General features: G+C 63.4%; 16 protein-coding genes and 1 pseudogene. 10 read left to right on the plus strand and 7 right to left on the minus strand.

Translation table 11 applies throughout. The features are described from left to right. Positions 1-50: 50 nt before the first annotated feature. Genes HWX91_RS04235 through HWX91_RS04245 form a run of 3 tightly spaced genes read left to right on the plus strand, consistent with a single transcriptional unit; the run spans position 51 to position 2060 of the window. Positions 51-956, plus strand: coding sequence for a biotin--[acetyl-CoA-carboxylase] ligase (locus tag HWX91_RS04235; protein ID WP_028198992.1), 906 nt, complete (start codon positions 51-53; stop codon positions 954-956). After that, positions 953-1768 (plus strand): type III pantothenate kinase, encoded by an 816-nt coding sequence (locus tag HWX91_RS04240; RefSeq protein WP_028198991.1) that lies wholly within the window; start codon positions 953-955, stop codon positions 1766-1768. The genes HWX91_RS04235 and HWX91_RS04240 overlap by 4 nt, the downstream gene beginning before the upstream one ends. 52 nt (positions 1769-1820) lie before the next feature. Continuing rightward, positions 1821-2060 (plus strand): hypothetical protein, encoded by a 240-nt coding sequence (locus tag HWX91_RS04245; RefSeq protein WP_028198990.1) that lies wholly within the window; start codon positions 1821-1823, stop codon positions 2058-2060. 88 nt (positions 2061-2148) lie between these two features. Here the strand turns inward: HWX91_RS04245 and rfaE2 are convergent, their stop codons facing one another. From rfaE2 to HWX91_RS04275, 6 genes are all read right to left on the minus strand, one after another. Beyond that, positions 2149-2631 carry a D-glycero-beta-D-manno-heptose 1-phosphate adenylyltransferase gene (rfaE2, locus tag HWX91_RS04250; RefSeq protein ID WP_028198989.1) on the minus strand — a complete coding sequence of 161 codons (483 nt, stop codon included), beginning with the start codon at positions 2629-2631 and terminating at the stop codon, positions 2149-2151. A gap of 120 nt (positions 2632-2751) precedes the next feature. Continuing rightward, complete coding sequence (locus HWX91_RS04255; RefSeq protein WP_028198988.1) at positions 2752-3624, minus strand: ferritin family protein; 873 nt, start codon at positions 3622-3624, stop codon at positions 2752-2754. 585 nt (positions 3625-4209) lie between these two features. Then, positions 4210-5025, minus strand: a complete 816-nt coding sequence (locus HWX91_RS04260) for a PhaM family polyhydroxyalkanoate granule multifunctional regulatory protein (protein WP_028198987.1) — start codon at positions 5023-5025, stop codon at positions 4210-4212. A gap of 191 nt (positions 5026-5216) precedes the next feature. Beyond that, positions 5217-6113, minus strand: coding sequence for an enoyl-CoA hydratase/isomerase family protein (locus tag HWX91_RS04265; protein ID WP_028198986.1), 897 nt, complete (start codon positions 6111-6113; stop codon positions 5217-5219). 128 nt (positions 6114-6241) lie between these two features. Further along, the gene (locus HWX91_RS04270) at positions 6242-7462 is read right to left on the minus strand and encodes an ABC transporter substrate-binding protein (RefSeq protein WP_028198985.1); all 1221 of its coding nucleotides are present in this window, start codon (positions 7460-7462) and stop codon (positions 6242-6244) included. A gap of 300 nt (positions 7463-7762) precedes the next feature. After that, positions 7763-8746: a fumarylacetoacetate hydrolase family protein gene (locus HWX91_RS04275; RefSeq protein WP_028198984.1), complete on the minus strand. Its 984-nt coding sequence runs from the start codon at positions 8744-8746 to the stop codon at positions 7763-7765. 124 nt (positions 8747-8870) lie between these two features. On the opposite strand from HWX91_RS04275, the gene HWX91_RS04280 reads away from it, so the two are divergent. The 6 genes and pseudogenes from HWX91_RS04280 (at position 8871) to HWX91_RS04305 (ending at position 16653) form a co-directional block, all read left to right on the plus strand. Continuing rightward, a complete protein-coding gene (locus tag HWX91_RS04280; RefSeq protein ID WP_028198983.1) occupies positions 8871-9767 on the plus strand; it encodes an IclR family transcriptional regulator in 897 nt (298 codons plus the stop codon). Between the two features lie 200 nt (positions 9768-9967). Beyond that, on the plus strand, positions 9968-11290 hold the full coding sequence (locus HWX91_RS04285) for a DUF3108 domain-containing protein (protein ID WP_028198982.1): 1323 nt from the start codon (positions 9968-9970) through the stop codon (positions 11288-11290). A 428-nt stretch (positions 11291-11718) separates the two neighbouring features. Continuing rightward, complete coding sequence (locus HWX91_RS04290; protein WP_028198981.1) at positions 11719-11976, plus strand: BTH_I0359 family protein; 258 nt, start codon at positions 11719-11721, stop codon at positions 11974-11976. Positions 11977-12398: 422 nt separating this feature from the next. After that, the gene (locus HWX91_RS04295; protein ID WP_028198979.1) at positions 12399-13469 is read left to right on the plus strand and encodes a homocysteine S-methyltransferase family protein; all 1071 of its coding nucleotides are present in this window, start codon (positions 12399-12401) and stop codon (positions 13467-13469) included. A gap of 101 nt (positions 13470-13570) precedes the next feature. After that, positions 13571-16300, plus strand: a pseudogene (metH, locus tag HWX91_RS04300) (methionine synthase); the annotation flags it as partial. 158 nt (positions 16301-16458) lie between these two features. Next, complete coding sequence (locus HWX91_RS04305) at positions 16459-16653, plus strand: hypothetical protein (protein WP_028198977.1); 195 nt, start codon at positions 16459-16461, stop codon at positions 16651-16653. Positions 16654-16808: 155 nt separating this feature from the next. Here HWX91_RS04305 and HWX91_RS04310 read toward each other — a convergent pair whose 3' ends face one another. After that, a complete protein-coding gene (locus HWX91_RS04310) occupies positions 16809-17135 on the minus strand; it encodes a DUF1840 domain-containing protein (RefSeq protein ID WP_035519500.1) in 327 nt (108 codons plus the stop codon). Between the two features lie 417 nt (positions 17136-17552). Here HWX91_RS04310 and argS point away from each other — a divergent pair, with 417 nt between their 5' ends. Continuing rightward, positions 17553-19343 carry an arginine--tRNA ligase gene (gene argS / locus HWX91_RS04315; RefSeq protein WP_028198974.1) on the plus strand — a complete coding sequence of 597 codons (1791 nt, stop codon included), beginning with the start codon at positions 17553-17555 and terminating at the stop codon, positions 19341-19343. The last annotated feature ends 42 nt before the right edge of the window (positions 19344-19385 follow it).

Below are 19385 nucleotides of genomic sequence, written 5' to 3' on the forward strand. Positions count from 1 at the left end.
TGAAGCGGGCTCGTGGGCTAGCGGCGTTCGCTGTCGCTACAATATGCCTCATGAACGCCTCCAAGACCCCACCCCAAGCCGCCGCGGCCGCCGACTGGCGGATCGACCGGGAGCGCGCGGTCGCGCTATTCGGCCCGCACGCGCATGACTGGCCGATCGAGATCGTCGAGGAAACCGGCTCGACCAACGCCGACCTGATGACGCGCGTCAAGGCATTGCCTCGCAAAGCCGGCGCGCTGCCCCGCCCGATCGTGCGGGTCGCCTATCTGCAAACCGCGGGGCGTGGCCGCCGTGGCCGTCCCTGGTATGCGGAGCCAGGCAATGCACTGTTGTTTTCCGTGGCATGCGTGCTGCCGCGGCCGCTCGAAGGGCTGGCGGGTTTGAGCCTCGCCGTCGGCGTGGCGCTGGTCGACGGGCTGCGCTCGTTGCCGGTCGCGGGCCCAGGGCAGATCGCGCTGAAGTGGCCCAACGACGTCCTGCTCGAAGGCGACAAGCTGGCCGGCATCCTGATCGAAACCGCATGGAGCACCGACGAAGCGAGCGCTGTCGTGATCGGTATCGGCACCAATGTGAAGGGCGCGGAAGAACTCGCGGCCAAGGTCGGCCAACTGAATGCCGACGTGCCGGCGCAGGCGCGCGGCGCCATGCCGACCGCGCTGCAACGCGCGCTGCCGAACGCGAACCTCACCGATACGCTTGCCGCGGAGCTGAATGCGCTTGAACCGGCGCTGCAGCGCTTCGGCGCCGAAGGCTTCGCGCCGTTCCAGGCGCGCTGGAACGCCGTGCATGCCTACGCAGGCCGCGAAGTGGTGTTGCTGGAGCAAGGTCAGGAACTGGCACGCGGGGTGGCGGCAGGGGTCGACGAGCGCGGGCAATTGCTGCTCGACACCGCTGCGGGCCGCCTGACCGTGGCGACCGGTGACGTCTCGCTGCGTCTGGCCGACGGTGCTGCATGACGCGCGGCGCGCCTTATCTGTTGATCGACGCAGGCAATAGCCGCATCAAGTGGGCGCTGGTCAAGCCGGACGGCACGCAAATCGCGGCCGGCGCGCTTGCGCACGGCGGCGCTGATCGACCTGACTGGTCGAGTTTGCCGACGCCGGGCGGCGCGTGGTTATCGAACGTGGCGGGCGAGGGTGTCGCGGCGCGGATTGCCGCCCTCCTCGATGCCCACTGGCCGCAACTGCCGCGCACGACGATCCGTGCCTGCGCACAGCAATGCGGTGTAACCAACAGCTACACGGCGCCGGGTACGCTCGGCAGCGATCGCTGGGCCGGCCTGATCGGCGCACACGCGGCGTTTCCCGGCGAGAATCTGCTGATCGCGACGTTCGGCACGGCGACCACGCTTGAAGCGTTGCGTGCGGACGGTTGCTTTGTCGGCGGTCTGATCGCGCCGGGCTGGACCTTGATGATGCGCTCGCTCGGCGAGCACACGGCGCAACTGCCGACGCTCGACGCCAACGCCGCGCGCGGCTTGCTCGACGCGGATGCCACGTCAGGCGGGGAACGCCGCGGCCCGTTCCTCGCGACAGATACGCCGCGTTCGCTATCGGCTGGGTGCACCTTGGCGCAAGCCGGTTTGATCGAACGCATGTGGCGCGATTTGCAGGACGAGTGGCAAGTGCCGGTACGCCTCGTGGTGAGCGGCGGCGCGGTGGACGAAGTGACAAGTGCGCTCAAAGTGCCGCATACTCGCCACGATTCGCTGGTGCTATCGGGGCTCGCGCTGATTGCCGCCGATCGCACGTTGGCAGACGGCGCCTGAGCCGCGGCCATCCGGAACAGCGGCTGAACTTATCGACCGGGAAAGACTAACGATGCTGCGCTGGCTGATCGCCATATTGTTTCTTGCCAACATGCTGGCATTCGTCGCGATGCGCGGCGTATTCGGCCCGACGCCCACAGCCGGCAGCCGCGAGCCGAACCACCTGAACCGTCAGCTCCACGCGGAATGGTTGAAGGTGCAACCCCTCACCGCAGCCGAAGCAGCCGACCAGGCAGTGGTAGGCGGCCCGGTGCCGGCGGCGCCGGTAGCGGCATCGGCGTTGCCGCAATAGAGAAGCGGCAGGGAGCGCCTGGCCCCGGCACTACGCCGCGCTTCGGCGACGAAAAGAAGAACGCATCGTCCGAACGCGGACGAACACCTCACCCTTGCGCGCGAACCTTCTTCAATAACGCGGTGGTCGAGCGCTCATGCTCGAAGGGAATCGCCAAAGCCTTGCCACCCCAGCCCCGCACAATGGCCGATTCGGGCAACACATCCATGTCGTAGTCACCGCCTTTGACCAGCACATCCGGACGCAGCGCCGAAATCAATTCAACGGGCGTCTTCTCGCCGAAACAAACCACGTAGTCGACACTTTCGAGTGCCGCCAGCAAAGCCATCCGATCCGCCTCGTTATTAATCGGCCGGTCGTCTCCTTTGCCGAGCATGCGCACAGACGCGTCGCTGTTGACGCCGACAATCAGGCAAGCACCGAGCGCTTTGGCATCGGCAAGATAAGTCACATGCCCGCGGTGCAGGATGTCGAACACCCCGTTGGTAAAGACAACCGGAGCGGCCATCGAAGCGCGAAGCTTCACCAGCGCGTCGCGCGTAAAAATCTTGCGTTCAAAAGTAGCGGCCATGATGGAGTCGCGAAGAAAAAAGAAGTGCCGCCACGATACACGGCGAACGGCATGAAGCAAAACGGCCCGGCAAGCTGACGCCTGCCGGGCCGTTCCTGAAACCTTAAGCCTTCTAAATCATCAAGCCGGCTGTTCCGCCGATTTCTGATCGGCCTGCAGGCGCGCGACCACTTCCTTGCGATAGCGGTTCAATTCCTGTGCCGTGTTGAACGTACGCTCGAACAGAATCGACAGGTTGTGCAGAATCCGCTCCACGACCTTCTTTTCCCAGCCGTCGTCGAAACGGATCTGTTCGTCGAGCCAGCGTTCGAGCCATTCCGGATCGGGCAGACGCGATTGAATCGTGTCGCGCGGGAACAGCGCCTGGTTCACGTGCAGGTTGGTGGGGTGCAGCGGCTTTTCCGTGCGGCGCGCGGATGCCATCAGAACGCCGATCTTGGCGAACGCAGCACGCGCGATGTCGCCGGTTTGCACCATGGCTTTCTTCATGTAGCGCAGATACGCGCCGCCATGGCGCGCTTCGTCGCGCGAGATGGTTTCGTAAATGGCCTTGATGACCGGCTCGGTGTGCCATTCGGCTGCACGGCGATACCAGTGGTTCAGGCGGATTTCGCCACAGAAGTGCAGCATCAGCGTTTCGAGCGGCGGCGCCGGGTCGAATTCGAAGCGCACGGCGTGCAGTTCTTCTTCGGTCGGGCACATTTCCGGCTTGAAGCGGCGCAGATATTCCATCAGCACCAACGAATGCTTCTGTTCTTCAAAGAACCACACGCTCATGAATGCGGAAAAATCGCTGTCGTGATGGTTGTCACGGAGGAACATTTCCGTGGCGGGCAACGCCGACCATTCGGTGATCGCGTTCATCTTGATCGTCGCTGCCTGCTCGTCGGTCAATAGCGATGCATCGAACTTGTCCCAGGGAATGTCTTTCTCCATGTCCCATCGAACGGATTCGAGCGATTTATAAAGTTCCGGATAAAGCATGGTGTTCATAGTCCCACCCCTGTTCTGCGCATACTGTCTGTGTCTGTCACTACTACATGTAGCACTTTTGCTGATGACGAACGAAACGCACCGTTTTGTGCGCCGTTTGTCGGCCAAGCATTCAATTTTACGCGGTAATCGGCTGCCTAGATGCATCGGACAGCAAAGAAGTCCAGCCGTTTGCGCGGCGCTGCTAACCAGAAGTTACGCGCTACGCGGCCAACCGTGGGTGAGGGATACCCTATGCCTGAGGTCGAGCCAGTTTGCGATGAATCCGCACCGTCCAGCCCTGCGCCGGGGATACCGGCGGCGATTGGAGCAAGGGCGGCTGGATTGGTTGTTTTCAGCGCGCGCCCAAAAGCCAAAATGAAGCTTACACAATGATAGCACGCTGACTATACGGATCCCGCGCGCTAACAGTCGCAATTCTGGTGCCCGATTGACTTCTCTCAATAAACAATCCGATTCGCGGAGTGTGACTGACGATCGGGGTCAAAACCATGACACGCGACGAATTTGCCTCGCCGCACCGAAAGTCCACCGGGCTTTACACCGCCATCGCATGGGTTGCATCGCCCGGCTTCGCGCCTACCGTTAAACGGGTTTCTTCGTCGCGCGCGCAGTATTGCCCGCACCGCTTGCACGCTTGGCCGTCGAAGTCGAAGTCGAGGTTGCCGGCGCGGCCCGCTTCGCCGCCGGCCGTTTGGCGGCAGGCCCGGCGTCGGCGGCCTCATCCGGTGCGTCAGCCGCATCCTTTGCCGACGCCTCCGCGCCCGCCGCTCCGGGCGAGTCCGTCGCCGAATCGCCTGACGCGGAGGCGCCCGCAGTGGGTTGGGTCATCGCAAACTGGGCGATCTGGTTGAACTGCGATTGCAGCAGATTCCACCAGGCGGAGGCGTCGAACGGCGGCGTAGCGGCCTCACCCTCGTCGGTTGCCGGCTCGGCGGCGGCCGACGAGTTCGCATTGTTCGAAGCCGGGCTCGAGGCCGAAGCTGCCTCCGGATGCGGCCAGCCAGCCGGCGCGGGACTCGGCGCAGCACCCGCGGAAGCCGGCTGCGCCATCGACGACTGCGCGAACGCACCGAATGCGCGCAGTGTCGCGAGCGTGGCGCGCTGCACTTCGAGCGCCTGAATGGCGGATTGCAGCATGTTCAGATTGAGCTTCAGCCACTGCTCGACCGCGCGCATATCCGTGATGCGCTTGTCGAGTTCTTCGACATTGGTCAGCGGCGCCATCATGTCGGACATCATCGACAGCGACGGCCCGAGGCTACCGCCCGCCTGCGCGCCGGAAAACGCCGAACTGAACGGCGAGAGACGCATCATGCCCCACATGTGTTCGAGCATTTCAGCGGGCGGAAACCCGGGGAAACCGGGAAAGGGCGGCGTGGTGCCAGGTGTATCGGTCATGCTTGTCGCCTCGCTGCATAAAGGGAAGGAAATAGCGCCGTCCCGGACGCGTCTGATTCGATCATACCGCGCGTGGCGCAGCGCACCGCGCTGAGTTCGGGCAGCGCTTCGGGCAACCGCTTGCGCCCCTCACGCGGCACCTCAAGCGCGGACCGGCGGAGACGTTGCACAAGCGGCGCCGGTCGCCGGTTTCAGGAACCTTCGTCGTCCCTGGTCCCGCTGCCCGGCGCGTGCCGCGGCCGCCCGCTCCACGGGTCCGCGCCGCCAAAATCCGGCGCGCGCCGCTCGCGTAGCGAGGTTACGCCTTCGCGCACGTCCGGCCCGGCGAAACCCATGAATTCCAGCGCCAGTGACGTATCGAACGCCGGCCCGGCCGAGCGCAGCCAGTTGTTCAACGCGTACTTGGTCCAACGAATCGCCGTCTGCGAGCCGTTGGCCAGTTTTTGCGCGACTTCGAATGCTTTGGGCCGCAGATCGTGTTCATCGACGGCAAGCGACACGAGACCGATCCGCTCAGCCTCCTCGCCGCTCACCGGCTCGCACAGCAGCAGGTAGTACTTGGCTTTCGCCATGCCGCACAGAAGCGGCCAGACGATGGCCGCGTGATCGCCGGCGGCAACGCCAAGGCGCGTATGGCCGTCGATAATGCGCGCCGATTTCGTCGCAATCGAAATATCGGCGAGCAAACCCGCCACGAGCCCCGCGCCGACCGCCGGACCGTGCATTGCCGAAACGATCGGCTTGCTGCAATTGATCACGTTGTAGACGAGATCGCGCGCCTCGCGCCACACGCGTGCGCGGACGTCGAAATCGGTCGCCATGTCTTCGACCAGTTGCAGGTCGCCACCCGCCGAAAAACCTTTGCCCTCGCCGCGGATGATCGCGACACGCGTTTCGGGATCCCGATCGATGTCGCGCCAGATTTCGGCGAGCTCGAAGTGCATCCGCGCGTTGGCGGTGGCCAGCCCGCTTTTGTTCGCGCCCTCGCCGCTCATCACGACTTCGAGCACGCCGTGCGGATGACGGTGCAATTGCAGCGACTGGTAGTGCGCGTAAAACGCGTCGTTACGGTGTGGTGCGTGCGACATGGTGAGCAATCCGTCTATCGATGTATCTGTTGAAACCGCTGCCTTGAGAGCCCCTTCTGCAGGTTCAGCTCGTTCGGCCCGTTTCGCGCTATGTCAGCGCGAAACTCACACAAACTCCCCGCGCAAACTCAATTCGGTTGATAAACCCATTTCCCATTCCTGATTTCGACCATCACGCGGGCCCGTTGATCGAGTCCGAGGTGATCGGTGGCGCTCATGTTGACCACGCCGTTGGTGTCCGCGAGACCACGCGTCGCTTCCAGCGCGTTGCGCAGTGCACGGCGAAATTCAGGCGTGCCGGGCGCGGCCTGCTTGAGCGCGATCGGTATCGCGTTGCCAAGCAACATGCCGGCGTCCCACGTGTACGAACCGAACGCCGACACGCTACCCGCTCCGCGCAACGCTTCAAAGCGCGCGATGTAGTCGAGCGCGAGACGTTTGGCCGGATGATCCGTCGGCAATTGCGCAGCGACCAGCACCGGGCTCGCGGGCAGGAACGTGCCATTGCAATCGGCGCCGCACACGCGCAGGAAGTCGTTATTGCCGACCCCATGATTGTGATAGATCAGCCCTTTGTAGCCACGTTCCCTGAGCGTCTTCGGCGGCAGCGCGGCGGGCGTGCCGGCCGCACCGACCACCACCGCATCCGGGTGGGTCGCGAGAATCTTCAGGACCTGGCCGGTCACGCTCGGATCGGTGCGATTGAAGCGCTCGCTCGCCACCATATCGATGTGATGCAACTGCGCGAATTTGGCGACTTCGGTGTAGAACGTTTCGCCGAGCGCATCGGCCTGGCCGATGAACGCCATCGTTTTGACGCCGTGTGCGCTGGCGTGCGCGGCGATCGCCGAGGCCATCATTGCATCGGTCTGAGGAGTCTTGAATACCCAGTGGCGTTTTGCGTCGACGGGTTCGATGATTTTCGCTGACGAGGCCAGTGAGATCATCGGCGTTTCGCCGTCGGCAACCACATCGATCATCGAGAGCGAATTCGGCGTGATCGACGATCCGATGATCGCGTCGACGTGATTCTCGGAGATCAGCTTCTTGGTGTCCTGCACCGCCTGTGTGGTGTCGGACGCGTCGTCGAGCACGATGTATTCGACGCTCTGCCCGCCAATCTGTTTGGGCAGCAGCGCGACCGTGTCGCGCGCGGGAATCCCGAGCGACGCGGCCGGCCCGGTGAGCGACAGCACGAGGCCGATCTTCACCTGCGCCAGGGCGATGGTGGGTAGCGCGGCACATAGCGCGGCGGCAAGGCGGCCGAGCCCGCGCTTGGATGGTGTTGCGCGTACGCTCAAGGCGCGAGCGCGCCGGGTTCCTCGTTCCAGGGATTCAAATCGCGGCATGCTGTCTCCTCACGTCGGTTTTTTCGTTCTGATGTACTGCCGATGTGCTGCTTGTCTTGTGCTTGCGCTGTGCCTGCGTTGCACCGGTGTGCTGCCGGCGCCCGCCTCACCTGCTGTTTCACGCGGGTTTCACATTCAGCGGACAGCCGCTACCCCGTGGTGGCCACCGCGCCAGTCAGTGTAGCGGCGCGTGATGGCGCCGGCATCGGGCGAAACCCTTTTGTAGATGTCAAATAAAGCGTGTGCCACCACCGCCTCGCTGCCACGTCTCGCGCAAAACCCGCGCCTCAATCAGTCGCTTTAGTCCAGCGGCGCGATACCCTGCTCGATCGCACCGAAAATCGACTTGCCGGCTTCGTCGAACATCTCGATCTTCACGGTATCGCCGAACTTCATGAACTCGGTTTGCGGCGCGCCGTGCTCGATGGTTTCGAGGCAACGCTTCTCAGCGATGCAGCAATAGCCGCGCTTCGCGTCCTTGTTCGACACCGTGCCCGAACCGACAATCGCGCCGGCGCGCAGATTGCGCGTTTTCGCGGCGTGCGCGATAAGTTGCCCGAAGTGGAACACCATGTCGGTGCCGGCGTCGGGCTGGCCGACCTTCTTGTTGTTCCAGTGGACGATCATCGGCCGGTGCAGGCGCCCTTCGCGCCAGCTCTCACCGAGTTCGTCGGGCGTCACCGCCACCGGCGCGAACGACGTGGCCGGCTTGCTCTGGAAAAAGCCAAAGCCCTTCGCGAGTTCAGCGGGGATCAGATTGCGCAGCGAGACGTCGTTGACGAGCGTCACGAGACGCACGCACTTGAGCGCCTGATCGGGCGTCGCGCCCATCGGCACGTCGGTGGTGATCACGGCGACCTCCGCTTCGAAGTCGATGCCGAATTCTTCAGACGCGCACAGCACATCGTCTTTCGGCCCGATGAAGTCGTCGCTGCCGCCTTGGTACATCAGCGGATCGGTCCAGAATTCCGGCGGCATTTCCGCGCCACGCGCGCGGCGCACCAGTTCGACATGGTTCACGTACGACGAACCGTCGGCCCACTGGAACGCGCGCGGCAGCGGCGCCATGCATTCGCTGGCGTCGAACGGGAAGGTGTTGCGCGCGCGACCCTGGTTGAGCGCGTCGTACAGGTCCTGTAGTTGCGGCGCGTAGAAGGCCCAGTCGTCGAGCACGCGCTGCATGGTGGGCGCGATCGCGTCGGCGATGGCCGCGGTATGCAGGTCGCGAGACACGACGATCAACTGACCGTCGCGCGTGCCGTCCTTCAGCGTGGCAAGTTTCATAGGAAAGTGAACCGTTAGTGACGATAGAAGGAATCTATTCTACGATGGTGAATCGGCGCGGCCCAAGTACCCGCCCCCTTTCTCACTTCTCACTGCCTTTGAACGCGCTCCGTGCGCCTTGCTCATGCCGCCTACTGCCCGCTCCGGCGCGATCCGCACCGACGCCGACTCCGCTGAACCGCTCGAACCGCACGGCGCGCCCGAATCCGACGACGAAAGCATCGAGGCTGGCGAGGAGAAGCTGCGCTCGGGCATCCAGTCGATCGAAGTCGGGTTCAGATTGCTCGATGTGCTGACCCACGAACCGCGCGCGATGATGCTGCGCGATCTGGCCCAGCGGGCAGGCATGAGCCCGGCCAAAGCGCACCGTTATCTGGTGAGCTTCCTGCGCCTCGGTGTGGTCGCGCAGGATCCGCTGTCGGGCCGGTACGAACTGGGTGGCTTCGCATTGCAATTGGGGCTGGCACGGCTTGCTCGCGTCGATGGCGTAAAGCTTGCGCGCATTGCGCTTGCCGAACTGCGCGACCGCCTCGATCTGACCGTGGGCATTGCGGTGTGGGGTAATCAGGGACCCACGATGGTCCATTGGATGGAATCGAGTCATCCGGCCAAGGCGTCACTCAAGCTCGGCGACGTGATGCCGCTGCTGAGCTCGGCCACGGGTTTGCTGTTCGCCGCCTATCTGCCGTCGAGCAAAACCGCCGCGATGCTGGAGCGCGAACTGACCGACTCGCGCCGCTCGTCGTATATGGGCGGCCCGCGCACGCCGGAAGCGGTCGAGCAGGTGCTGGCGGAGGTGCGGCAGCACGGAGCGGCGCGTGTTGAAGGCATGTTGCTGCCGACCATCCACGCGTTCTGCATGCCGGTGTTCGACTCGACGGGCGATCTCGCGCTCGGGTTGGTCGCGCTCGGTCACGAAGGCGCGTTCGATATTCGCTGGGGTGGCGAGATCGATACGGCCCTACGCGACTGTGCGCAAAAGCTTTCGTATGAGCTCGGGTATAGTGCGTCGCCCCGCTGACGTGCTGACGTGCTGACGTGCTGGCGTGCTGGCGTGCTGGCGTGCCGAGTTCAGGAACATCGCGCGCCGGCGATGGGTCGAAGCCGTTCGCGGCCCGTTAAATTCCAGACCCGGCGGCTTTTGCCATTGCCGTCGCGCCGGGATGCCGGAATTCCCCCAACCCGCCCCTTTACCGTCTGCCCGTTCGAATTCACCCGGCCATGTCCTCACCTTCCGCCACACGCCGCACTGATCGCACGCCGCCCGCCGGGCCGCGCGCCGGTCTGCGAGTGTGGCGATGGCTTGCGGTTCTGCTGGTGGTGGCCGTCCTGCACTGGATTGCCGCGCAGTGGGTCGAACGCAACCGCGCGACGCTGAATCCAGCGGACAACGAGCATGTACCCGTGCAGGTCGCCCTGCTGACACCCGCGCGCATCGAGCGCAATCCCGCGGCCGAAACGCCCAAAGCCGCGGCGGCGGCGCCAGCGCACAAGGCCGCCGCGAGCAAGCCTCGCGAACACGTGCTGACGGCAACGCAACCGGCAAAGCAGGCGCCCACGGTCACGGCCGCGTCCGATGCGGTGGCCAGCGCGGCCGCTGCGACGAGCCCCTCCAACGCCACGGCCCATGCAAGTGCGGCCGCATCGGGCACGGCCAGTGCCGCCGCCTCCGCCAGCGCGCCCAAAGCGGCAGCGGGTGTGAAATTCTCTGTTCCGCCGTCCGGGGAACTGCAATACGACACGTTCTACAACGGCGTGCGCAACCAGCCCGGCACGATCCATTGGACCAGCAACGCGCAAAGCTATGAGATGGTCGTTGCCGTGCCGCTGCCGTTCGTCGGCACGTTCACGTATTCGAGCCATGGCCGTATCGATGCATTCGGCCTCGCGCCGGAGCAGTACATCGAAAAACGTGGCCGTCGTCCGGAAGACGTGGCGATCTTCAATCGCACCGACAAAATGATCGTCTTCACACGCACGCCGGCTTCACTGCCGCTGCCGGATGGCGCGCAAGACCGCTTCAGCATGGTGATGCAGCTTGCCAGCCTCGTGCGTGGCGACCCTGCCGCTTACAAGCCGGGGGTGACGCGGCAATTTTTCGTCGTCGATAACGATAGCGGAGAGAACTGGCCAATCGAAACAATCGGCGACGAGACTATTCGCACCGCGCAGGGTTATCTCGAGACGCGTCACTTCAAACGATTGCCTCGCCACGATGGCGATCTGCGCCGCATCGACGTGTGGCTCGCGCCGTCGCTTGGCTGGCTGCCCGCGCGCATCATGCAGACCGAGCCGAACGGCACGCAGGTCGAACTCGTGTGGCGCGGCAAGCTCAATGCAGACGAAAGCGGTGCTGCGGCGAGCGGTTCTAATGACACCAGCGTTACGAACGGTGCTGGCGGCGCGGGTAGTGGCGACGCCATTTCGTCCGGCAGCGCGGCGAACCAGCCCTCCACGACCAACGCACCCGCGACGACGCCCGAAGCCGCACCTGCGTCATCGGTCAATTCGACCGCGCCTGGCAGCCTGCCTGAAAAACCCTGAGCCCGAGCGGGGTTTCGAACAGATCGCAGAAATTTTCAAGAATTAACACTTACGTTGTCAGAAGGCTACGCCATGGCGTGCGAAGCCCTGCGCGATTTCCGCGTACGCGGTAAGCTGATAACCGTATGTCGCGTGACGTTGACCATGGTGGGCTGCCACGGTACGGGCACGCTACCTGCTGCGATGCAGGCAATAGCAGACGCCTTCGAAGGCGCACAGTTCGAATGCTCGATGCGGCTCGTCTCTCGCCCATCGAACAGTCTCACCGTTTTGCTGCACTGCTTGAAACGTTTCCTGGAAAGCCGGTCTAACCGGTAGGTTCGGAACTTCACAAGCGTCAATCCGGACCCACCCCTTGAATTCCACACCACAAGCTCCACCTATGGCGCAGGAATGGCCAGGAGCCAACGGAAATAAGGAGTGTCGCCATGCAAATGATCTATAACAGCCCCAACTATTGTGTCGTCGAGTTTCCGCCGCAGGAAGGTCCTCTGGCCATGAAATCAGGAGGCTATGAGATCGTGGACAAGAACATGCAGCGCGAAATCTACATAGACGGTGCAATGGCGGCGAGCTTCCGCGAGCACGTGCAAAAACTGATCGAAGATGAACCGTCGCTCGACGAGGTCGACGAATTCCTCGGGCAGTTCGACAGTCTGATGCATCAACCGGTGATTCTCCACTGATCGAAGGGTTTCACGTAACGGTTTGGCGACAACCATCGACCGCGCCGACCGGCTCAGCCGGCGGCCTTTGCAAGTCGGTCTTCAGTAGTAACGCGGCCCAGCAGGCTTCCACCTGACTGGGCCGTTCTGTGTCAGCAGCAGTTTCTCCCGTTGTTTCCGCAGTTGTTTCCGCAGTTGTTTCCGCAGTTGTTTCCGCAGTTGTTTCCGCAGTTGTTTCCGCAGTTGTTTCCGCAGTTGTTTCCGTTGTGTCAGGCTTCAACCCATTGTTTCCAACATTTCGTTTTCGTCATCGTGCTTCCGCGCCGGCCGCGGCCGCCGTTGCGACCGGGTGCGCGCCCGCCCGGCCTGCGCCCGGCGAAACCGCCCCACAGCGGCTACAATGACAGGTTTCCCGCAAAAGCCGGCGCAAGCCCTCGTCCGCCATGAACCAGCCTGCTCAAATCGCCAAGCCAGCCCGTGCCGACGCCGCCTACACGCGCGGCGCGGAACTGCCCGCGCTGCTCAAATCGCGCATCCTGATTCTGGACGGCGCCATGGGCACAATGATCCAGCGCTACAAGCTCGATGAAGCCCGTTATCGCGGCGAACGCTTCAAGGACTACGGGCGCGACATCAAGGGCAACAACGAGCTGCTGTCGATCACGCAACCGCAGGTCATCGGCGAAATTCACGAGCAGTATCTGGCCGCGGGCGCGGACATCATCGAGACCAACACGTTCGGCGCCACCACGGTTGCGCAGGCCGACTACGGAATGGAAGACCTCGCCGTCGAGATGAATCTCGAATCGGCGAAGCTGGCGCGCGCCGCTTGCGACAAGTACTCGACGCCCGACAAGCCGCGCTTTGTCGCCGGGGCGATCGGACCGACGCCGAAGACCGCGAGCATTTCTCCTGATGTGAACGATCCGGGCGCCCGCAACGTGACCTTCGACGAGTTGCGCACGGCATACTACGAGCAGGCGAAGGCCTTGCTGGACGGCGGCTGCGACCTGTTTCTCGTCGAAACGATCTTCGACACGCTCAATGCAAAGGCCGCGCTGTTCGCGCTGGACGAGCTGTTCGAAGACACCGGCGAGCGCCTGCCGATCATGATCTCGGGCACCGTCACCGACGCATCGGGCCGGATTCTGTCAGGACAAACCGTCGAGGCCTTCTGGAACTCGCTGCGCCACGCCAAACCGCTCACCTTCGGTTTGAACTGCGCGCTGGGCGCGGCGCTGATGCGCCCGTACATCGCCGAACTGGCGAAGCTGTGCGACACCTATGTGTCGTGCTATCCGAACGCCGGTTTGCCGAATCCGATGAGCGATACCGGTTTTGACGAATTGCCGGCGGATACGTCGGGATTGCTGAAGGAGTTCGCGCAGGCAGGCCTCGTCAATATCGCCGGCGGGTGCTGCGGCACGACGCCTGAGCATATTGCGGCAATTGCCAAGGCGCTGGCAGAAGTGAAACCGCGCCAATGGCCGGGTCAATACCGCGACGCGGCATGAGCGGCGGCTCGCCGCTGAGCCGCCGCTGTTCCGCTATCGAACCCGACGCACGTAATCGAACGTAATCGCACGCCACCGTACGTAACCGCACGCAACCGAACCGCACTCACGCCATGACCGATCACACCATGCGCCTTTCCGGCCTCGAGCCGTTCAACGTCACGACCGGGACGCTCTTCATCAACGTCGGTGAGCGCACCAACGTGACCGGTTCGAAGGCGTTCGCGCGAATGATCCTGAACGACCAGTTCGACGACGCCATCGCGGTCGCGCGGCAGCAGGTCGAAAACGGTGCGCAGATCATCGATGTCAACATGGACGAGGCCATGCTCGATTCGAAAGCGGCAATGGTCCGCTTCATGAATCTGATCGCCTCGGAGCCGGACATCGCACGCGTGCCGATCATGATCGACTCGTCGAAGTGGGACGTGATCGAGGCCGGCCTGAAGTGCGTGCAGGGCAAGGCGATCGTCAACTCGATCTCGCTGAAGGAAGGCGAAGAAGCGTTCCGTCATCACGCGAACCTGATTCGCCGTTACGGCGCGGCGGCGGTCGTGATGGCCTTCGACGAACAAGGCCAGGCCGACACGTACAAGCGCAAGATCGAAATCTGCAAGCGCTCCTACGATTTCCTCGTGAACGAAGTGGGCTTCCCACCGGAAGACATCATCTTCGATCCGAACATCTTCGCGATTGCGACCGGTATCGAAGAACACAACAACTACGCGGTCGACTTCATCAACGCCACGCGCTGGATCAAGGAAAACCTGCCGTACGCGAAGATCAGCGGCGGTGTGTCGAACGTCTCGTTCTCGTTCCGCGGCAACGATCCGGTACGCGAGGCGATCCACACCGTGTTCCTCTACCACGCGATTCAGGCGGGGATGGACATGGGCATCGTCAACGCGGGTCAGCTCGGCGTCTACGCCGATCTCGATCCGGAATTGCGCGAGCGTGTGGAAGACGTGGTATTGAACCGTCGTGAAGACGGCACCGATCGTCTGCTGGAAATCGCCGACAAGTTCAAGACCGGCGCCGCGAAGAAGGAAGAGAACCTCGAATGGCGCAATCAGCCCGTCGAGAAGCGTCTGTCGCATGCGCTGGTGCACGGCATCACCAACTTCATCGTTGAAGACACCGAGGAAGTGCGCGCGAAGATCGCGGCAGCCGGCGGCCGTCCGATCAACGTGATCGAAGGCCCGCTGATGGACGGCATGAACATCGTCGGCGACCTGTTCGGCCAGGGCAAGATGTTCCTGCCGCAGGTCGTGAAGTCGGCGCGCGTGATGAAGCAGGCGGTCGCGCATCTGATCCCGTACATCGAGGAAGAAAAGAAGCTGATGGCCGAAGCCGGCGCCGACGTGCGCGCGAAAGGCAAGATCGTCATCGCCACGGTGAAGGGCGACGTGCACGACATCGGCAAGAACATCGTTTCGGTGGTGCTTCAGTGCAATAACTTCGAAGTGGTCAACATGGGCGTGATGGTGTCGTGCAACGACATTCTCGCCAAAGCCAAGGTCGAGGGCGCGGACATCATCGGCTTGTCGGGCCTGATTACGCCAAGCCTCGAAGAAATGGCCTACGTTGCCTCCGAAATGCAGCGCGACGACTACTTCCGCGTGAAGAAGATCCCGCTGCTGATCGGCGGCGCGACCACCTCGCGCGTCCACACTGCCGTGAAGATCGCGCCGCATTACGAGGGCCCGGTGGTCTACGTGCCGGACGCCTCGCGCTCGGTTTCAGTTGCGTCCAGCCTGCTGTCCGATGAAGGCGCGGCGAAGTACCTCGACGAGCTGAAGGCCGACTACGACCGTATCCGTGACCAGCATGCCAACAAGAAAGCCCAGCCGATGGTCACGCTCGCCGAGGCCCGTGCGAACAAGACCAAAATTGATTGGGCCGGCTACCAGCCGGTCAAGCCGAAGTTCATCGGCCGCCGGGTGTTCAGGAATTTCGATCTGAACGAGCTGGCGAACTATATCGACTGGGGTCCGTTCTTCCAGACCTGGGACCTGGCCGGCCCGTACCCGGCGATTCTGAACGACGAGATCGTCGGCGAATCGGCCCGCCGCGTGTTCTCGGACGGCAAGTCGATGCTCGCGCGCCTGATCCAGGGCCGCTGGCTGCAGGCTAACGGCGTGATCTGCCTGCTGCCGGCCAACACCGTGAATGACGACGACATCGAGATCTACACGGACGAATCACGTTCGGAAGTCGCGCTCACGTGGCGCAACCTGCGCCAGCAAAGCGTGCGGCCGGTGGTGGACGGCGTGATGCGCCCGAACCGCTCGCTCGCCGACTTCATCGCGCCGAAGGACTCGGGCGTGGCCGACTACATCGGCATGTTCGCGGTCACGGCCGGTCTGGGCGTAGATGTGAAGGAAAAGCAGTTCGAAAAGGATCACGACGACTACAGCGCGATCATGCTGAAGGCGCTCGCCGACCGCTTCGCCGAAGCCTTTGCGGAAGCCTTGCACGCCCGTGTGCGCCGCGATCTATGGGGTTACGCCAGCACCGAAAGTCTTTCGAACGACGACCTGATCGCCGAAAAGTACCATGGCATCCGCCCGGCGCCGGGCTATCCGGCCTGCCCGGACCATCTCGTGAAACGCGATATGTTCGACGTGCTGCAAGCCACCGAAATCGGCATGAGCGTGACCGAATCGCTGGCCATGCTGCCGGCGGCCAGCGTGTCCGGCTTCTATCTGGCGCACCCGGACAGCACCTATTTCTCGGTCGGCAAGATCGGCCAGGACCAGCTGGAAGACTACGCAGCACGCATGTCGTTGTCGAAAACAGACGCCGAGCGGGCGCTCGCGCCTTTGCTGTAGGCCTTGCGTGGCGGGAAACCCACTATATCGGGCACGCTAGGCTGAATATTTGCGGCAGTGCAAATTTCGGCTTTGTAGACTGAAATAGCTTCACCCCCGCCAGACGTGGCCAAAACGCGTCGGCTTATCAAATTGCAATCGTCAACGGAGAGAATCGTATGAAGAAGCTGACGCTGTTATTGACTGCTGTTTCACTCGCCGCAGGCGCCTCGGTGGCGCTGGCCCAGCCCGCCAGCTCGGTCAGTTCCTATTCGCCGCCTACACAAAAGCACGTCAAGAAGCCCAAGAAGCAGAAAATGAAGAAGGGTGCGTCAGCACCGATGGCAGCGCCGGCAGACGGCGCCAGCCAGTAAGCAGGCAGGCCCGGCAGACGGGCTGTCAAGCCCCGTGAAAGACAAGAGCCCGCAGATGCGGGCTCTTTTTCATTGATGCGTCATATTGCGCGCGGCGCAACCCGGTCCGCGCCGCCTGGCGCTGCAAGCGCCACCGCCGGCGGACGAAGCCAGGCTCAGATACCCCAGACGATATCCGCGTTTTCCTTCTTCGCGGCACGCAGCATGTCGAGGAACGGATACGCACGCTGGGCGAGCCCCGGCGGAATTTCGTGATGCTCGTGGCCCTCTTCACCTTCGTGGAAATGGCCATCGTGCTCGGCACGTTCCTGTTTGTCGAAGGTAATCGCCGCTTCGAGTTTGCTGATCGCAACGTCAAGTTCGTCGTGGATGATGACGCCACGCTCGCCGAGGCGCTTGCCGACAATGCCGACGAGGTACTGTGCAAGATTCTCCAGCATCATCACATCCGGGCAGGCCCGGCATTTAAAAGTAATCAGCATGACTGTTCCCTTTTTCGTTATGTTGGATCGACGCGCGTGCCGCTCAAAACTCGCCGCCCGCGCGCTTTGCGTTGGCACGCCGATCAGGCACGGCGGCCACGGCCCTTGGTGGGCATCTCATTGAACATATTAGCACCTGCTAAAATCCGTCTGAACGGAAAAGCGCGCCGCAATGCGCTGTGTACGGCGTTGCGCGGGTGGCCGGCCGGAGCGGTTGGCCAAAATCGCGCGAAACCGCGCACAAGCGCGCCAAGCCTCGCGGCAAGCACGCCGCGCGCCTGACGGCGCTCCGACGTGCCGGCTGCCTACCGGCCGGGGCTTCGCCGCTTTCCACGCTTCTGACGAATCGGCTGCGCGTCGCGCGCGGCCGCCGCTTCTTCCGCATTACCGGATTGCCTCACTGGACTCGCAACAAGCATGCTGCCCGCACATAAACGAACCCTCGAAACACTGCTCGCCGACACGGTGAAGCAGGTCGCTGAAGCAACCCAAGGCGCGACCGAAGCCGCCTTCGTCTCGCCCACGATCACGCTGGAGCGTCCCAAGGTGGCCGCGCACGGCGACGTCGCGTGCAATGTGGCGATGCAACTCGCCAAGCCGTTGCGCGCCAACCCGCGCCAACTGGCCCAGCAGATCGTCGACGCGCTGCTCGCGCAGCCGCAGGCAAAAGGCCTCGTGGACGCCGCCGAAGTGGCCGGCCCCGGCTTCATCAACCTGCGCCTCGCGGCGGCCGCCAAGCAGGCCGTGATCGCTGCCGTATTCGCTGAAAAGGAAGCCTTCGGCCGCTCGCAGCGCGACGCTGGCAAGCACGTGCTGATCGAATTCGTCTCGGCCAACCCGACCGGCCCGCTGCACGTCGGCCACGGCCGCCAGGCCGCGCTCGGCGACGCGCTGTCGAACGTGCTGGCTAGCCAGGGCTATGACGTGCACCGCGAGTTCTACTACAACGACGCCGGCGTGCAGATCCACACGCTCGCCGTGTCGACCCAGGCGCGCGCCCGCGGCCTCGCTCCGGGCGACGAAGGCTGGCCCGCTTCGGCATACAACGGCGAGTACATCGCCGAGATCGCGAAAGATTATCTGAACGGCGTCACCGTAGCCGCGAGCGACGGCGAGCCCGTGACGGGCGCGGGCGACATCGAAAACCTCGACGCGATCCGCCGCTTTGCGGTGGCCTACCTGCGCCGCGAGCAGGATATGGACCTGCAGGCGTTCGGCGTGAAGTTCGACCAGTACTACCTGGAGTCGTCGCTGTACAAGGAAGGCCGGGTCGAGAAAACCGTCGATGCGCTGATCGCCGCCGGCAAGACCTACGAACAGGAAGGCGCGCTGTGGCTGCGCACCACCGACGACGGCGACGACAAAGACCGCGTGATGCGCAAGACCGACGGCACCTACACGTACTTCGTGCCGGACGTCGCGTATCACGTCGCCAAGTGGGAACGCGGCTTCACCAAGGTCATCAACATTCAGGGCTCGGACCACCACGGCACGATCGCGCGGGTGCGCGCCGGCCTGCAAGGCCTCGGCATAGGCATTCCAAAGGGCTATCCCGACTACATCCTGCACAAGATGGTCACGGTCATGCGCAACGGCGAAGAGGTGAAGATCTCCAAGCGCGCCGGCAGCTACGTGACGGTACGCGACCTGATCGAATGGTCGGGCGGCGCCACGCCGGGCTCGGAAGCAGCGATCGATCTGATTGACGAAGAGACGATTCGCCGCGGCCGCGACGCCGTGCGCTTCTTCCTGATTTCGCGCAAAGCGGACACGGAATTCGTGTTCGACATCGACCTCGCGTTGAAACAGAACGACGAGAATCCGGTGCACTATGTGCAGTACGCGCATGCGCGGATCTGCTCGGTCATCGCCGAATGCAAGGCGCGCTATAACACGGACGAAAGCACGCTGGCCCAGCTCGACGTGTCGCCGCTCACCAGCGAACGCGCCATGGCCTTGCTGAACAAGCTCGCCGAGTTCCCGGACATGCTCGAGCACGCCGCCGACGAACTCGCGCCGCACGCGGTCGCGTTCTATCTGCGCGACCTCGCCGGGGAATTCCACTCGTTCTACAATGACAAAGCCGAACGCGTGCTGGTCGACGACGCCGCCGAGCGCAATGCGCGCGTCGCGCTGCTTGCGGCCACGCGTCAGGTGTTGGCCAACGGTCTCGCGACGATCGGCGTCTCCGCTCCCGTCAAGATGTAAGTCCTCCGGCGCAACATGCACGCGGCCGTCGTTATAATCGAC

This window comes from Paraburkholderia fungorum (assembly GCF_902833645.1).
Taxonomy (GTDB): domain Bacteria; phylum Pseudomonadota; class Gammaproteobacteria; order Burkholderiales; family Burkholderiaceae; genus Paraburkholderia; species Paraburkholderia fungorum.

Coding starts and splice junctions, on each gene's coding strand:
- HWX91_RS04290 (WP_028198981.1), top strand. CDS start 11,719: ATGCAAATGATCTATAACAGCCCCAACTATTGTGTCGTCGAGTTTCCG.
- HWX91_RS04305 (WP_028198977.1), top strand. CDS start 16,459: ATGAAGAAGCTGACGCTGTTATTGACTGCTGTTTCACTCGCCGCAGGC.
- HWX91_RS04280 (WP_028198983.1), top strand. CDS start 8,871: ATGCCGCCTACTGCCCGCTCCGGCGCGATCCGCACCGACGCCGACTCC.
- HWX91_RS04275 (WP_028198984.1), bottom strand. CDS start 8,746: ATGAAACTTGCCACGCTGAAGGACGGCACGCGCGACGGTCAGTTGATC.
- HWX91_RS04255 (WP_028198988.1), bottom strand. CDS start 3,624: ATGAACACCATGCTTTATCCGGAACTTTATAAATCGCTCGAATCCGTT.
- HWX91_RS04240 (WP_028198991.1), top strand. CDS start 953: ATGACGCGCGGCGCGCCTTATCTGTTGATCGACGCAGGCAATAGCCGC.
- HWX91_RS04310 (WP_035519500.1), bottom strand. CDS start 17,135: ATGCTGATTACTTTTAAATGCCGGGCCTGCCCGGATGTGATGATGCTG.
- HWX91_RS04265 (WP_028198986.1), bottom strand. CDS start 6,113: ATGTCGCACGCACCACACCGTAACGACGCGTTTTACGCGCACTACCAG.
- HWX91_RS04270 (WP_028198985.1), bottom strand. CDS start 7,462: ATGCCGCGATTTGAATCCCTGGAACGAGGAACCCGGCGCGCTCGCGCC.
- rfaE2 (WP_028198989.1), bottom strand. CDS start 2,631: ATGGCCGCTACTTTTGAACGCAAGATTTTTACGCGCGACGCGCTGGTG.
- HWX91_RS04260 (WP_028198987.1), bottom strand. CDS start 5,025: ATGACCGATACACCTGGCACCACGCCGCCCTTTCCCGGTTTCCCCGGG.
- HWX91_RS04245 (WP_028198990.1), top strand. CDS start 1,821: ATGCTGCGCTGGCTGATCGCCATATTGTTTCTTGCCAACATGCTGGCA.
- argS (WP_028198974.1), top strand. CDS start 17,553: ATGCTGCCCGCACATAAACGAACCCTCGAAACACTGCTCGCCGACACG.
- HWX91_RS04235 (WP_028198992.1), top strand. CDS start 51: ATGAACGCCTCCAAGACCCCACCCCAAGCCGCCGCGGCCGCCGACTGG.
- HWX91_RS04285 (WP_028198982.1), top strand. CDS start 9,968: ATGTCCTCACCTTCCGCCACACGCCGCACTGATCGCACGCCGCCCGCC.
- HWX91_RS04295 (WP_028198979.1), top strand. CDS start 12,399: ATGAACCAGCCTGCTCAAATCGCCAAGCCAGCCCGTGCCGACGCCGCC.